The 15,347-nt window shown below is 75.8% G+C and carries 8 protein-coding genes; all 8 read left to right on the top strand.

Features of this window, described 5'->3' with window-relative positions:
• The first annotated feature begins 4 nt into the window (after window positions 1-4).
• The 8 genes from ACTWJ9_RS22110 (at window position 5) to ACTWJ9_RS22075 (ending at window position 15,311) form a co-directional block, all read left to right on the top strand.
• Window positions 5-1,351 (top strand): hypothetical protein, encoded by a 1,347-nt coding sequence (locus tag ACTWJ9_RS22110; RefSeq protein WP_443294670.1) that lies wholly within the window; start codon window positions 5-7, stop codon window positions 1,349-1,351.
• A 22-nt stretch (window positions 1,352-1,373) separates the two neighbouring features.
• The gene (locus ACTWJ9_RS22105; RefSeq protein ID WP_443294669.1) at window positions 1,374-4,076 is read left to right on the top strand and encodes a tetratricopeptide repeat protein; all 2,703 of its coding nucleotides are present in this window, start codon (window positions 1,374-1,376) and stop codon (window positions 4,074-4,076) included.
• A gap of 3 nt (window positions 4,077-4,079) precedes the next feature.
• On the top strand, window positions 4,080-5,642 hold the full coding sequence (locus ACTWJ9_RS22100; protein ID WP_443294668.1) for a PP2C family serine/threonine-protein phosphatase: 1,563 nt from the start codon (window positions 4,080-4,082) through the stop codon (window positions 5,640-5,642).
• A gap of 157 nt (window positions 5,643-5,799) precedes the next feature.
• Window positions 5,800-7,146, top strand: coding sequence for a vWA domain-containing protein (locus ACTWJ9_RS22095; protein WP_279335989.1), 1,347 nt, complete (start codon window positions 5,800-5,802; stop codon window positions 7,144-7,146).
• Between the two features lie 80 nt (window positions 7,147-7,226).
• Window positions 7,227-8,504 (top strand): FHA domain-containing protein, encoded by a 1,278-nt coding sequence (locus tag ACTWJ9_RS22090; RefSeq protein WP_387038736.1) that lies wholly within the window; start codon window positions 7,227-7,229, stop codon window positions 8,502-8,504.
• A gap of 120 nt (window positions 8,505-8,624) precedes the next feature.
• Window positions 8,625-9,038: a globin gene (locus tag ACTWJ9_RS22085; RefSeq protein ID WP_279335987.1), complete on the top strand. Its 414-nt coding sequence runs from the start codon at window positions 8,625-8,627 to the stop codon at window positions 9,036-9,038.
• Between the two features lie 158 nt (window positions 9,039-9,196).
• Window positions 9,197-12,568, top strand: coding sequence for an FtsX-like permease family protein (locus ACTWJ9_RS22080; RefSeq protein WP_443294667.1), 3,372 nt, complete (start codon window positions 9,197-9,199; stop codon window positions 12,566-12,568).
• Between the two features lies 1 nt (window position 12,569).
• A complete protein-coding gene (locus ACTWJ9_RS22075; protein ID WP_443294666.1) occupies window positions 12,570-15,311 on the top strand; it encodes an FtsX-like permease family protein in 2,742 nt (913 codons plus the stop codon).
• The last annotated feature ends 36 nt before the right edge of the window (window positions 15,312-15,347 follow it).

The following is a 15,347-nucleotide window of genomic DNA, read 5'->3' as shown; positions in this document are numbered from 1 at the left end:
ATCGATGGGCGACACGGACCCCACCGGGCCGGTGATGGACCGGGACGAGGTGGACCGTGCGCTGGCGCGGCTCGGCGCGGAGCACGAGGCGGTCGAGACCTCGCTCCTCGCCCTGCAGGACCACGCGGGCCGCAGGCTCCTGGAGGGTGCCCGCCTCACCGGCCGCACCGCGGAACGCTGGGCGGCCACCGAGGCGTCGATCACGCTGCTGTGGACGTACTTCGACGCGTACGCGGGCGCCCTGCGCACCGCCCGGGAGATCCGTGCCCGGCGCCGCTGGTCCAGCCGTGAGGACCTGGTGGAGCTGACGGAGCTGCTGCGCGGCGAGTGCGTCACGATCGCGGGCTCGGCCACCTCCACCGCCGCCGCGAACTCGCCGGGGCTCCCCGGCCGGCCGGGGAACCGGCTCAGCGAGCGCTACTCGCTGGCCACGCTGGTCGAGCGGATGAACGAGCTGTACGCGTCGTCGCTGGACATGGTCGTCGCCGCGGACGCGGTGTGGTCGGCGCTGCCCGCCCGGATCGATCTGCTGGCCGCCGAGCTCCATCGCACCCGCCGGCTCGCGCACCCGGTCGGGGTGCGCCCCGGCGAGCATCCGGCGGGCGACGACCTGGAGCGGATCACCCGCTCCCTGACCGCGCTGCGCGAGCAGGTGGTGTCCGATCCGCTGGCGTTCTGGAAGCCCGCGGAGGGGAGTTCGGCGCCGGGCGGTGGCCGGCCGGACACGACGGTGTACGACCGCGAGGCACGGGCCCTGGAGGAGGTGCGCCGCGAGATCGACGCGGTGCTGGCGGTCCGTCAGGACTCCGAGAAGCGGATCGTGCGGCTGCGGGACGTCCTGTCGCGCGCCGACCGCACGCTCGCCGAGGCCCGTACCGCGCGCGGCGAGGTGCTCGCGAAGATCGCCGCGACGGAGGTGCCGGTGGTCAGCGGGCCGCCGACCGTGCTGCAGGAGCAGCTGGTGACGGCCGCCGAGTACCGCAGGCACGCCCAGTGGCACCGGCTGTCCCCGCTCCTGGAGTCCCTGGAGCAGAAGGCGGAGGACGAACTGGAGCGCGCCCGCGAGTCGTTGACCGCGGTCACCGCGCCTCTGGCGGTCCGTGCCGAGCTGCGCGGCCGGCTCGACGCGTACCGGGCGAAGGTCGCCCGGCACGGCCTCGCGGAGGACACCGTGCTGGTCGAGCGGTACGAGAGGGCGCGCCGCATGCTGTGGAGCGCGCCCTGCGATCTGCGCGTCGCCCGGGAGGCGGTGCTGCGCTACCAGCACGCGGCCGCCGAACTCCTCGGCACCACCGCACCCCGGGTGCCCGGTCAGGGCATGCCCGAGGAGGGCGGGGGGCCCGGCGCATGAGCGACAACGGGGAGGCAGCGGCATGAGTCAGGCGGAGAACCGGACGCACAGCCAGGGGCGGAACGGGCAGGGAGCGCGGGCGGAACAGCGGGAGCAGCGGGCGCGGGCCGCCGCCGTCCGGGCCTGTCAGCGTCCCGGCTGCGAGGGCGCCTACGAGGACGTCGGCGGCGGCGAGCTGTACTGCGACACCTGCGGGCTGGCACCGGTGGTGTCGCCGACGACGGGCATGGTCGGCTCGGTCCCGACCGGTCTCACCACAGGCGGCCGCGGCTCCCGGGCCGGCGGCCGCAGTGCACGGGCGTCGTCACAGCCGTCACAGCCGTCGCAGTCATCGCGCTCGTCGAGGTCGTCGAGGTCGTCGAGATCGTCGAGGTCCCGGCGCTCGGTGTCCGGGCGGCTCTCCCGTTCCCTGCCGGGAGGCGGTGCCGAGCGTTCGGTGTCGGTGCGCGGCTCCGGTGCGTCGACGGGCTCCTCCGGCCGTGGCCGGCTGGGCGCGGGGCTGGTCCAGGTCCCGCCGATCCCGCGCCCCGACCCGCGCGCGATGGTGCTGGACAACCCCGAGGTGCCCGAGCGGAAGCGATTCTGCTCCCGTTCGGACTGCGGGGCCCAGGTGGGCCGTGCGCGGGCCGGCCGGCCGGGTCGTACGGAGGGCTTCTGCACCAAGTGCGGCCACCCGTACTCGTTCGTCCCGAAGCTGCGGGCCGGCGACGTGGTGCACGGCCAGTACGAGGTGGTCGGCTGTCTGGCGCACGGCGGACTGGGCTGGATCTACCTCGCCGTGGACCGGGCCGTCTCGGACCGCTGGGTGGTCCTCAAGGGCCTGCTGGACACGGGCGACCAGGACGCGATGGAGGCGGCGATCTCCGAACGGCGCTTCCTCGCGGAGATCGAGCACGCCAACATCGTGCGGATCTACAACTTCGTGGAGCACCTCGACCAGCGCACCGGTTCCCTCGACGGCTACATCGTCATGGAGTACGTCGGCGGCAAGGCCCTGAAGGAGATCGCCAACGACCGCCGGACGCCGGACGGCAGACGGGACCCGCTGCCGGTGGAGCAGGCCTGCGCGTACGGCATCGAGGCGCTCGAGGCGCTGGGGCACCTGCACAGCCGCAACCTGCTGTACTGCGACTTCAAGGTCGACAACGCGATCCAGACCGAGGACGAGCTCAAGCTGATCGACATGGGCGCGGTGCGCAGGGCGGACGACGACCAGTCGGCCATCTACGGCACGGTCGGCTACCAGGCCCCCGAGGTCGCCGACGTCGGTCCCTCGGTCGCCTCCGACCTCTACACGGTCGCCCGGACGCTCGCCGTCCTCACCTTCGACTTCCAGGGCTACACGAACGTCTACGCGGACTCGCTGCCCGATCCCGACCACATCGAGGTCTTCCGGCGGTACGAGTCGTTCTACCGGCTGCTGGTCCGCGCCACCGATCCCGACCCGTCCCGCAGGTTCGCCTCCGCGCAGGAGATGAGCGAGCAGCTCACCGGTGTCCTGCGCGAGGTCGTCTCGCTCCAGTCGGGCCGTGCCCGTCCCGCCCTGTCGACCCTGTTCGGCCCGGAACCGCGGGTGGCGGACACGGAGTTGTTCCCCCGGTCGCGGGGCGACGTGTCCCGCCTCGGGGCGCGGGCGGTGCGGCGCGCCGGGTCACCACGGCGGGGGCCGGGACAAAAGCAGCTCGCCGGAGGAACCGCCACCGGCGCCACCGCCACCACCGGCGTCTCCGGCCCGGCGGACCTCGTCAAGCCCGTCGACGCTCCCGCGGCGGTCCTCGCCCTGCCCGTCCCGCACGTCGACCCCACCGACCCCAACGCCGGGTTCCTGGCGGGCCTGCTGGCCTCCGCGCCCGCCGAGCTGGTCCACGCCCTGGCGGCGGCGCCCGCGCCGTCGGCCGAGACCCGGCTGCGGCAGGTCCGCGCCTGGCTGGAGACGGGTGAGTCGGACACCGCGCTGGACGCGCTGCGGGCCCTGGAGGAGCGGGACCCCGACGACTGGCGGGTGGTCTGGTACCGCGGGGTCGCCGCCCTGGTCACCGGCGACCACGAGGGCGCCGCGCTCGCCTTCGACGCGATCTACGACGCCTTCCCCGGCGAGGTCGCCCCCAAGCTGGCGCTCGGCCTGTGCGCGGAGGTGCTGGGCCAGCTCGACAACGCCGCCGAGTACTACCACCTGGTGTGGTCCACCGACCCGAGCCATGTGAGCGCGGCGTTCGGCCTGGCCCGCGTGCGGCTCGCCACCGGTGACCGGGGCGGCGCCGTACGGACGCTGGAGTCGGTGCCGGAGTCCTCCATCCACTATACGGCGGCGCGGGTGGCGGCCGTACGCGCCCGACTGCGGGGGCGGGCCGCCACCCCCGGTGACGTACCGTTCCTGGACGACCTGAGTGCCGCCGCGTCCCAGGTCGAGGCCCTGGAGTCGTACGGACTGGATCCGGCGCGCCGGGAGCAGTTGTCGGCCGAGGTCCTCGGGTGCGCGCTGGACTGGGTACTCTCCGGTAGCCAGGGGTCCGTTCCGCTTCCGGGCCCGCCGGGCCGGGGGAACCGAAACGCCGGCAGCGCTGCCGGGGGACGAACCCTGCTCGGCAGCGGACTGGACGAGCGGAACCTGCGCTTCGGGCTGGAGCGTTCGTACCGCACGCTGGCCCGGCTGGCGCGGAGCGGTGAGGAGAGGATCGACCTGGTGGAACGTGCCAACCGTTACCGCCCCCGGACATGGGTGTAGTTGATGTCGCAAATGCCTCAGCAGGCCGCTCTGTCGAAGTGCCCGAGCTGCGAGGAACCCCTCGAGTCGGGTGATCGTTTCTGCGGTGCGTGCGGATACGACCTGTCGGCGGTCCCGGCACCGCCGACGGACCATCCGACGATCGTCATGAACGGTTCGGTGCCCGCGCCGGGCCCGGCGGAACGCGGGGCGGCGGCCCGGCCTCCGGCGGCACCCCCGCAGACACCCCCGCAGACACCCCCGGCGGCGCCCGCGCCGCCGACCGGGCCGGGCTGGCCCGCAGCCGGTCCGGAGGGCTCCGGCGCGTCCGCCCCGACGCACCGGCCGACGGACCTGTCGGGCACGGACTCGACCGGCCTGCCGCTGTCCGGCCCCATCCCCCGCCCCGCAGCACCCGCGACTCCGGCACCGGCACCGGCGGTCGTGCCACCACGCCCTGCCGCCCCGCCCCCTCCTCCTCCGCCCCCGCCCGCCGCGCCTCCCGCCGCCGGAGCGGCCCGGTCCTCGGGTGTGCGCTTCGACCGCCCCGCCCAGCCGGCCGCGCAGCCCGAGGAGTACCCGCTCCAGGCCCCGGACCCGCGCGTGTCCGCCGAGCGCGGACAGCCCGCCCCGGATTCCGCGGACACCCCGGCGACCACGAGCACCCCGGAGACCACGGTGTGCGTGGCCTGCCGCGCGGGCAGGGTGGACGAGGACGGCTACTGCGAGAACTGCGGCCACGCCCAGCCACGCGAACGGGACCACATGGAACAGGAATGCGGCCCGCTGGCCGCGGTCAGCGACCGCGGCCTGCGCCACCACCGCAACGAGGACGCCTTCGGGATCGGCACCACCACGCTGCCCGACGGCTCCCCCGTCTCGGTCGCGGTCGTCTGCGACGGCGTCTCCTCCGCGACCCGGCCCGACGAGGCCTCGCTGGCCGCGTCCCGGGCGGCGAACGAGTCGCTGCTCGCGGCGCTGCCGCGCGGCACGCACCCGCAGCAGGCGATGCACGACGCGATCGTCGCCGCGGCGGACGCGGTCGACGCGCTGGCCGACGAGCCCGCCACGGACCGTGAACAGTCCCCGCACCAGAACGCCCCCGCCTGCACCTTCGTCGGCAGTGTGGTGACCGACGGCCTGCTGGTCGTCGGCTGGGTCGGCGACAGCCGCGTGTACTGGGTGCCGGTCGACCGCTCCGCACCCCCGGCCCGGCTCACCGAGGACGACTCCTGGGCCGCGCAGATGGTCGCCGCGGGGCTGATGGGCGAGGCCGAGGCCTACGCCGACCAGCGCGCCCACGCGATCACCGGCTGGCTCGGTGCGGACGCCTACGAACTGGAGCCGCACACCGCGTCGTTCAAGCCGGACCGGCCCGGTGTGGTCGTGGTCTGCACCGACGGGCTGTGGAACTACGTGGAGTCGGTCGAGGAGATGGCACAGGTGCTCCCCGTCGACGCCGCCGTCCGTCCGCTGCACGCCGCCCGGGTCCTGGTCGGTCACGCCCTCGACGGCGGGGGCCACGACAACGTGACGGTGGCCCTCGTCCCGTTCCCGGCCGTGCCGCGGGGGGCGGGATCGGCCTGAGGCCGCGTACGGCGGGCCCTCGCGGGGAAACTACGGGGAAGGCCGCGGGAAGCCGCGGGAAGGTGCCAACGAACCGGAAACGAACCGGAGGGGACCGGTCCGTCATCTGTCGTCGCCCCGCACCGCCGCGGGGTTCTCCAGGGGGAGAGAAACAGGCATGGCCAACTTCTCGAAATCCAACGTGCCGCAGTTCTCGGTGGACGTGTACCAGAACGAGTACCTGCCGGAGGGCGGCCGCGAGGTCAACGCCATCGTCACGGTGACCGCGACCGGCGGCGGCACCATCGGCAGCGCGGTGGCGGCCCCCCACCTCTACGCGCCCGGTGAGGGCCCGTCGGCGGCCGTGGTGCTCATGGTCGACTGCTCCGGCTCGATGGACTATCCGCCGACCAAGATGCGCAACGCCCGGGACGCCACGGCCGCCGCGGTCGACGCCCTGCGCGACGGCGTGCACTTCGCGGTGGTCGGCGGCACGCATGTGGCGCGGGAGGTCTATCCCGGTGCCGGGCGGCTCGCGGTCGCCGACGCGGCCACCCGCGGGCAGGCCAAGCAGGCGCTGCGGGCGCTGAGCGCCGGCGGGGGCACGGCCATCGGCACCTGGCTCCGGCTGGCCGACCGGCTGCTGGCGTCGGCGGACGTGGCGATCCGGCACGGCATCCTGCTGACCGACGGGCGCAACGAGCACGAGTCGCCGGAGGACCTGAAGGCGGCCCTGGAGGCGTGCGCCGGGCGGTTCACCTGTGACGCCCGCGGAGTGGGCACCGACTGGGAAGTGAAAGAAGTCACAGCCGTCGCCTCCGGCCTCCTCGGCAGCGCCGACATCGTCGCCGACCCGGCCGGACTCGCCGCCGACTTCACGCGGATGATGGAGACGGCGATGGGCAAGGAGGTCGCGGACGTCTGCCTGCGGCTGTGGACGCCGGTGAGCACGACTGTGAAGTTCGTCAAACAGGTCGCGCCGACGGTCGAGGACCTGACCGGCCGCCGTACCGAGGCCGGCCCGCGGGCGGGCGACTACCCGCTGGGGTCCTGGGGCGACGAGTCCCGTGACTACCACCTCTGCGTCGAGGTCCCGGCGGCCGGCATCGGGCAGGAGATGCTGGCCGCCCGGCTCTCGCTGGTGATTCCGCAGCCCGGAGAGGGAGTTCAGAAGCTCGGCGCGCAGGGTCTCGTGCGGGCGGTGTGGACGGACGACATGGTCGCCTCCACATCGTTGAACCCTCAGGTCGCCCACTACACCGGCCAGGCCGAACTGGCCCAAGTCATCCAACAAGGCCTCGACTTGCGCAAAGCGGGCGATTTCGACGGAGCAACGTCCAAACTGGGCCGCGCCGTCCAGCTCGCGAGCGCCTCCGGCAACGCGGACACCGCGAAGCTGCTTGCGAAGGTGGTGGACGTGGTCGACGCCTCGACAGGTACTGTGCGACTGAAAGCGAGGGTCGAGGAGGCCGACGAGATGACACTCGAAACCCGGTCCACCAAGACTGTTCGTGTGAAGAAGTGAACCTGAAGTGAACGAGCCCGGCCCCCAGGCCGGAGAACTTCGGTCGGAAGCGACCGAAAAAGAGAGGAGGAGGCGCCGACATGCCGACCTGCCCGAACGGACACCAGTCGGGTTCCGACGACTGGTGCGAGGTGTGCGGTCACCGCATGGCGGGGTCCGTGCCCCCGCCGCCTCCTCCCCCGCCGCCGCCCGGCGGTGGCTACGGATTCCCGCCCCCCGGCGGTCAGCCCGGACCCGGCGGCCCGGGTGGCCCCGGCGGTTTCGGCGGCCCGGGCGGTCCCGGCGGCCCGGGCGGTCCCGGCGGCCGGCCGGAGCCGTGCCCGCAGTGCGGCACGCCGCGTGAGGGCGGCGCGCCGTTCTGCGAGGAGTGCCGGTGGAACTTCCTGACGAACACAGCCACCTCGTACACACCGGCCGCCCCTCGTCCGGTGCCCCCCGGACCGGGCGGGCACGGGGGTCCGGGTGGACACGGGGGGCAGTACCAGCAGCCGCCCGGTCCGTCATACGGCAGCGGTGACCCCTACAACGAGTACCAGGGCTCCCGTCCGTCCCAGGTGAACCGGCCCGCCGAGCCGATCCCGCCGGGCCCGCCCGGTTTCGGCGGCGACCCCTCCCGCCCGGTCCCCCCGCCGCCCGGCCAGGGTGGTCACGGCGGCCAGGGTGGCTACGGCGGACCCGGCGGTCCCGGTGGTCAGGGTGGCCCGCAGGCGTTCGGCGGCGGCCCGCCGGCCCCGCCCGGATTCCCGCAGGAGACCGGCCGTCCGCCGCACCAGGGCGGCCCCGCCTTCGGCGGCGGTGACGACGACTGGGTGATCCCCCCGCCCTCCGGCGGCCCCGGCGGCCCGAACGGTCCCGGCGCCCCGAACGGCCCCGGTGGTTACGGCTACCCGCAGCCCGGTGCGACCCAGGCGCCGCCCGGCCCCGGCGGGTTCCCGCAGCAGCCCCGGGGGCCGGTGACCTGGACCGCGACGATCGGTCCGGACCGTGACTACTTCATGGCGATGATGCACCGCTCCGGCCCCGAGGCCACGGGCCTGAACCTGCCCGCGTACTCGCCCGAGCAGCAGCGCACCCTCACCGGCAACCAGCTCACGATCGGCCGCCGGCGCCACTCCACCGGTGACACCCCCGACATCGACCTGTCGACGCCGCCGGAGGACCCGGGCGTCTCGCACCAGCACGCGGTGCTGGTCCAGCAGCCGGACGGCAGTTGGGCGGTCGTCGACCAGAACTCGACGAACGGCACGACGGTCAACGGCTCGGAGGAGCCGATCCAGCCCTTCGTCCCGGTCCCGTTGCAGGACGGCGACCGGGTCCACGTGGGCGCCTGGACGACGATCACCATCCACCGGGGCTGAGAGGGCACACCCGTGACGCTCCCGTCCCTGCCTCCCCGACGAGCAGGGGGCGGGAACGCCGGAGCCCCCGACGGCCTCGAGGACCTAGGTCCTGAGGCCTATGCCGCGGCGTCTGAGACCATGGACTGCGTGACAGAGATTCGGCGCGGCACGCTTCAGGAGCAGACGTTCTACGAGCAGGTCGGCGGGGAGGAGACCTTCCGCCGGCTCGTCCACCGTTTCTACGTGGGGGTGGCGGACGATCCGCTGCTGCGGCCCATGTATCCGGAGGAGGACCTGGGTCCGGCCGAGGAGCGGCTGCGGCTGTTCCTCATCCAGTACTGGGGCGGCCCGACGACGTACAGCCAGAACCGGGGCCATCCGCGGCTGCGGATGCGGCACGTGCCGTTCAAGGTCGACCGGGCCGCGCACGACGCCTGGCTCAAGCACATGCGCGACGCCCTCGACGAGCTCGGCCTGTCCGAGGAGCACGACCACACGATGTGGAAGTACCTGACGTACGCCGCCGCCACGATGATCAACTCCCCGGGCTGACCCACCGGTTCGACGCCTCGCGGACGTACGCATTCCGGTCGCCCGTCGCCGGATTCCGATCACGATCCGGTCAAGTCCGGGCTACGAGTGCTACCCCGTGACGGGCCCCCTCTGACACGATCACCCGGAGGTCCGGACCGACACAGGGGGAGTCTCGGGTGGGGAGCCCTGCGGGGACGGTGGGGTTCGTCCTGGCGCGTGCCCGGGCGTACCGGCCGCTGCTCGCCGCCGCGCTGCTCACCGTCCTGCTGACCACGGCGGTGCTGACGACCCTCACGGCGTACTCCGGTGCGATCGGCGACGCGGCCCTGCGGCACGCCCTGCGCGACCCGCGGGGCGCGGCCGACACCACCCTCGTCGTCGAGGCGGACGTCCCCGCGCGGGAGCGCGCCGCGGCCGGCGCCGCCGTGCGGGACGGCGCCCGTGCCGCCTTCGACGGGCTGCCGGTGACCCTGCGCACCCTGTCCCGCTCCGGCCCGTACGCCCTGCCCGCGTCCTTGCGGCCCGCGGACGGGCCTGCGGACCCCGGCGCGGGTGGCGCGGACCCCGGTGCCCCCTCCGGCGACCGGGACACCTCCGGCACCTCCGACACCCCCGACCTCACCCACCTCGCCGCCCTGGACCGCACCCAGGTGCGGATCGTCGGGGGCCGGCCGCCCGGGGCGTCCGCCGGCCCGGTGATCGAGACCGCGCTGCCGGAGGCCGCCGCCCGCCGCCTCGGTCTGGAACCCGGCGCCCGGCTCACCCTCACCGACCGGCTCGGCGGCCCCGCGGTCCAGGTGCGGATCACCGGCCTGTACCGGCCCGTGGACGCCACCGCGCCCTACTGGCAACTGGACGGCCTGCACGGCCGCGGCGTCGTCGAGGTGGACTTCACGACGTACGGCCCGCTGCTCGCCGACCCCTCGGTGCTCGGCGGCGACCGGGTCAGCGCCGGCACCTCGGCGTGGCTCGCGTCGGCCGACTTCGCGGCGGTGGACACCGGGCGGATCGACGCGCTGCGCACGGCGGTACGCGACGGCGTCGCCGCCCTGCGCGAGGATCCGGCGCTGGGCGGTTCGGCGCAGGCGACGAGTGCCCTGCCCGCCGTCCTGGACCGGGTCGAACGCTCACTGCTGGTCTCCCGCTCGACCCTGCTGATCATCGCCCTCCAGCTGGTCCTGCTGGCCGGCTGCGCCCTGTTCCTGGTGGCCCGGCTGCTGAGTGCCGAACGCGCGGGCGAGACCCGGGTGCTGCGGGCGCGCGGCGGTTCCCGCGCCCAGGTGGCCCGGCTCGCCGCCCTGGAGGCGCTGCTGCTGGCGGTGCCCTCGGCGGCCTGTGCGCCGCTGCTGGCGGGACCGCTCACCGGGCTGCTCGCCGGGCAGGGCGCGCTCGCCCGGATCGGGCTGCACCTGGACACCTCGGTCGGTCCGGTGGCCGGACGCGGCTCCGTGTGGCTGGTGGCGGCGGCAGTGGCGGTGGGCTGCGCGCTGGCCGTCACGGTGCCCGCGCTCACCTCCTCCTTCACGGCCGGCCGGGCCCGGCCGCTGCCCGGCGCGGTCCGCGCGGGCGGGGATGTGGGGCTGCTGGCGGTGGCCGCCGTGGCGTACTGGCAGCTGAGCCGTCAGCCCTCCGGGGCGGTCGGCGCCCACCTCGGTGTCGACCCGCTGCTCGTCACGGCCCCCGCGCTGGCCCTGCTGGCCGGCACCGTGCTCACGCTGCGGCTGCTGCCGCCGCTGGCGCGGCTGGCGGAGCGCGGGGCGGCCCGCGGCCGGGGGCTGCCGGGGGCTCTGGCGGGCTGGCGGTTCAGCCGTCGGCCGATGCGGGGCGCGGGCCCGGTCCTGCTGCTGGTGCTCGCGGTGGCGCTGGGCATGCTGGCGATCGGCCAGGGCTCCTCGTGGCAGCGTTCGCAGGACGACCAGGCGGACTTCCGGGCCGGCGCGCAGGTGCGTGTCCTGGGCGCCGGGGCGAGCGAACCGGGCCGCACCGGGGCGTACGCGGCCGTCCCCGGTGTCGAGGCGGCCGCGCCCGCGTACCGTGCGTCGGTGCCGCTGTCCGGCGACCGGACGGCGACCGTGCTCGCGCTGGCCACCGAGCATGCGGCGGACACGGTGCTGATGCGTTCCGACCTCGCCCCCGAGCCGGTCGGCCCGTTCCTGGAGGACCTGGCGCCGAAGGGCGGGACGGCGGGGGTACGGATACCCGAGGGCACCGCGCGCCTGACGCTGACGGCCCGGATCCGGGGCGCGGGCGCCGGGACCACGGCCGGTGTCAGGGCCACCCTGACCGACCCCTACGGAACCCCGTACAGGTGGGGCCTGGGCCGGCTCCGCGCCGACGGCCGGACCCACCCGCTGGCCCTCGACCTCACCACGGTCGCCGAGGCGTCCCCCGGAAAACCGGGGCAACCGGGAGAACCGGGGCAACCGGGGGGACTGACCCTGACCGGACTCCAGCTCGACCTGGTCCAGCCGACCGGAAAGTCCGAGAACCACCGGTTCACCCTGACCGGGCTGACCGCCACGGACGCCGACGGCCGGGCCCGGCCCCTCGCCCTGCCCGCCGACTGGGCATCGTCCTCGCAGCTCACGGTCACGGGGACCGCCCCCGACACGGGCACCGAGCCGACCTCCCCCCGGCTCACCGCCACCGACCCGCCCACCTTCGCCTACACCACCGGCCACGGTCCGGGGGACGGCTTCTGGAACCCCCCGTCGCTCACCGTCCGGCTGCAGATCCCGCAGCCGGGGACGGCCGAGGTCACCGCGATCGCCACCGACCGCTATCTGGCCTCGACGGGCGCCCGCCCCGGGGAGCGCGTGGACGTGACGATCGGCGGCTCCACCCTGCCGGTGCGGATCACCCACGCGGTACGGGGGCTGCCGTCCGCGCCGACCGGGGGCAGCGGCGACGGCGGGGCCCTGCTGCTGGACCTGCGGGCCGTCAACCGGGTGCTCCAGAGCAGCGAGGGCGAGAGCGTGCTGCCCACCGAGTGGTGGCTGCGGACCGCGCCGGGCGCGTCGGCACGGGTGGCCGCGGCGCTGCGGGACCGGCCCGACGTCGAACCGTCCCGGGTGGTGGTGCGGGACGAGATCGCCGACCGGCTGCGCGACGATCCGTTCGGCGCGGGGCCCGAGGCGGCGTTCACCGCGGCGGCCCTCGCGGCGGCGGCGCTGACGGCGGTGGGGTTCGCGGTGAGCGCGGCCGGGGCGCTGCGGGAGCGGTCCGCCGAGTTCGCGGTGCTGCGCGCCCTGGGCGCCTCACGGCGGCGGCTGGCCCGGGTGGTGATCCTCGAGCACGGGGTGCTGGTCGCCCTGGCGTCGGCGGTGGGCGTGCTGTGGGGCACGGTGCTGGCGCGGGCCGTGATCCCGCTGATCATGCTGACGTCCGAGGCGGCCCGACCGGTGCCGGAGGTCCTGGTGGAACTGCCGACCGGGCGGGTGGCCCTGCTGCTGGCCGCCATAGCCGTGGTCCCGCTGCTGGTCACCGCCGTCCTGGCGGTGCGCAGGGTCGACCCGGTGGCCTCGCTGCGGGAACGGGGAGGTGGTTGAGGTGACCGTCCGGTCCCCGAGGCCGTGCGTGGCCGCCCCCTGGGTACGCACCCGCCTGCGGGCCGCGCCCGGGGCCGCGCTCGCGCTGGCGCTGCTGGTGGCCGTGACCGCGTTCCTGGCCGCCGTGCTGCCGCGCGCGGTCGACCGGTACGGCGACGCGGGCCTGCACCGGGCCCTCGAGACGGCCGGACCGGACAGCACCGGCGTGCAGCTGGCGGCTTCCTTGCCCGACCCGGGCCTGTCCCGGGAGGAGCAGGAGGCGGCCGTGCGCGGGGACGTGCTCCGCGCCCACCGGTCCGAGCTGCTCGCCCTGGCCGGACGGTCCCTGCCCCTCGACCCGCACCGGTCCTCCTCCGGTGTGCGCACCTCCGAGGCCCAGAAGATGTCCGAACCCTGGCTGCCCCGGCCGGACGGGCTGCCCGCGCAGCTCCACCTCCTCGCGCAGGACGGGCTCGCCGACCACTCCCGGCTGCGCGCGGGCCGGCTGCCGAAGGTCCCGGACACCGTGACCGCGGCGACCACCCGGATCGAGGGCGCCGTCACCACCGACACGGCAGGGGACCTGAACATCGAGGTGGGCTCCGTCCTGGCGTTCCCCGGTGTGGCGCGCGTTCCCCTCGAAGTACGGATCACCGGCATCGTCGCACCGCTCGACCCCGAGGGCGCGTACTGGTCGACCGACCCCCTGATGCGCACCCCGGGCCTGACGATCCTCCCCGGCGACCCCGACGTCCGGCAGTACTGGATGGGTGCGCTGCTGCTGCCGCCGGACGCGGCCCCCGCCCTGCTGAGCACGGCCGGGAAGCCCGTGCGGTACTGGGGGCTCGCCCCGTCCGTCCCCGACCTGCACGGCTACGACATGCCCCGGCTGACGTCCGCCGTCGCGGCCGTGGAGTCCGGTCCGGTCCTCCAGCGGATGCGGGAGGCCACCGCACTCGACCTCAGGGCGCACAGCGAACTGGACGACGTGCTCACCGGCCACGCCGGGCTGCGCGCCGCCATCGGCCCGCTGGTCTCCGTCGCCGCCTTCGGCACCGGCACGGTCGCCGCCGTCGTCCTGCTCATGGCGGGCGGCCTCGCCGCCGACCGGCGCGGCGGCGAACTCACCCTGCTGCGCGCCCGCGGCGGCTCCCTGCCCGGCGTCACCGGCCGGCTGCTGGCGGAGACCGCGGTGGTCGCCGTGCCCGCGGCCGCCCTCGGACTGGCCGCGGCCTGGCTCACGGTCCGCGAGGCACGGCCGGTGTACTCCGTGGCCGCCGCCGGCGCCGTCGCGCTCCTCGCCTGCCTGGTCCTGCCCCTGCGGGCCCTCGTCGCGCACCGCGCCGTCCGCGCGCACACCGGGCGCCGGGACGTCGTCGCGGCCCGCCCCGCACCGCGCCGCACGGTCGCCGAACTCACCCTGCTCGCCCTGGCGGTGGGCGCGGTCGTGGCGCTGCGCACCCGCGGCACGTCGGGCGGGCCGGACGCCTCCGGGGACCACCTGGTGTCCCTGGCCCCGGTGCTGGTGGGCGTGATCGCCGCGCTGGTGCTGGTGCGGCTGTACCCGCTGCCCCTGCGCGGGCTGGCCCGCCCGGCGGCACGGCTGCGGGGTGTGGTCGGCCCGCTGGCCCTGGCCCGCGCGGGCCGTGCCGCCGGTTCCGCGGTGCTGCCCCTGCTGGCCCTGCTCACCGCGCTGACCACGGCCGCCTTCGGTGGTTCCGTGATCGGCGGCGTGGCCGACGCCCGGGACCGGGCGGCCCTGCTCACGGTCGGCGCCGACGCCCGCGTGAACGCGCTCCACGTCCTGCCCGCCGGCCTTCCCGACCGGGTCCGCCGGGCACCCGGCGTCCGGGAGGTCACCGCCGTCAGCGTCGCCGACCACGCCCGGTCCCCCGAGGACACGGTCCCGGTGGCCGGCGTCGACCCGGCCGGCTACGCGGCCCTCACCCGGCACACCGGCATCGGCGCCTTCGACCGGAACGTCCTGGCGCCGGGCGGGTCGGACACCCTGCCCGCCGTGGCCTCCCCCGGGGTCGCCGACCGCCACGGCACCCGGCCCTTCGCGGTGCGCATGGAGGACGGCAGCTCGATCACCGTGCGGATCGTACGGGTGCGGGAGCGGACCCCGGCCGTCGTCGGCGAAAAGTTCCTGGTGGTGGACCGGTCCGCGCTCTCGGACCGCGCCGCCCGCCCGACCGCGCTGCTGGTGACCGGCGACCGGGTGGACGGGGCCGCGCTGCGCCGGGCGGCGGACGGTGGCGGGACGTCGGTCCGGGTGCGCGCCGAGGAACGCGCCGGATACGTCGACTCGCCCCTCCAGTCCGGCGCCGAACGCGTCTACACCGCGGCGGTGGCGGCGGGCGCCGGGTACGCCGTGCTCGCCCTGCTGCTGACCCTGGTGCGGGCCGCCCCCGAACGGGCCGCGCTCCTGGCCCGCCTGCGCACCATGGGCCTCACCCGCGCCCAGGGCCGCCGCCTGCTCGTCCTGGAGTCCCTGCCGCAGGCCCTGCTCGCGGCGGCCGGCGGCACCCTCACGGCGTGGGCGACGATCCGGCTGCTCGCCCCCGGCATCGACCTGACGGCCGTCGCCCTCCCGGCGACCAGGTCCCCGGCGGGCCGGGCCACCCTGCTCACCGACCCGGTGTCGCTGCTGGTGCCCGCTCTGGCGGTGGTCGTGCTCACCGTCGGGATCGCGGCGGTACAGGCCTGGTGGACGGGCCGCCGGGACGCGGTGCGCGAACTGCGGGCGGGTGACGCCCGTTGACCGTACGGACCCGCTCCCGCCGAACCCGGCCCCTGC

It is taken from the genome of Streptomyces sp. GDS52, assembly GCF_052246875.1.
Lineage (GTDB): Bacteria > Actinomycetota > Actinomycetes > Streptomycetales > Streptomycetaceae > Streptomyces > Streptomyces cathayae.
This window is presented reverse-complemented; position numbering and strand designations above follow the sequence as displayed.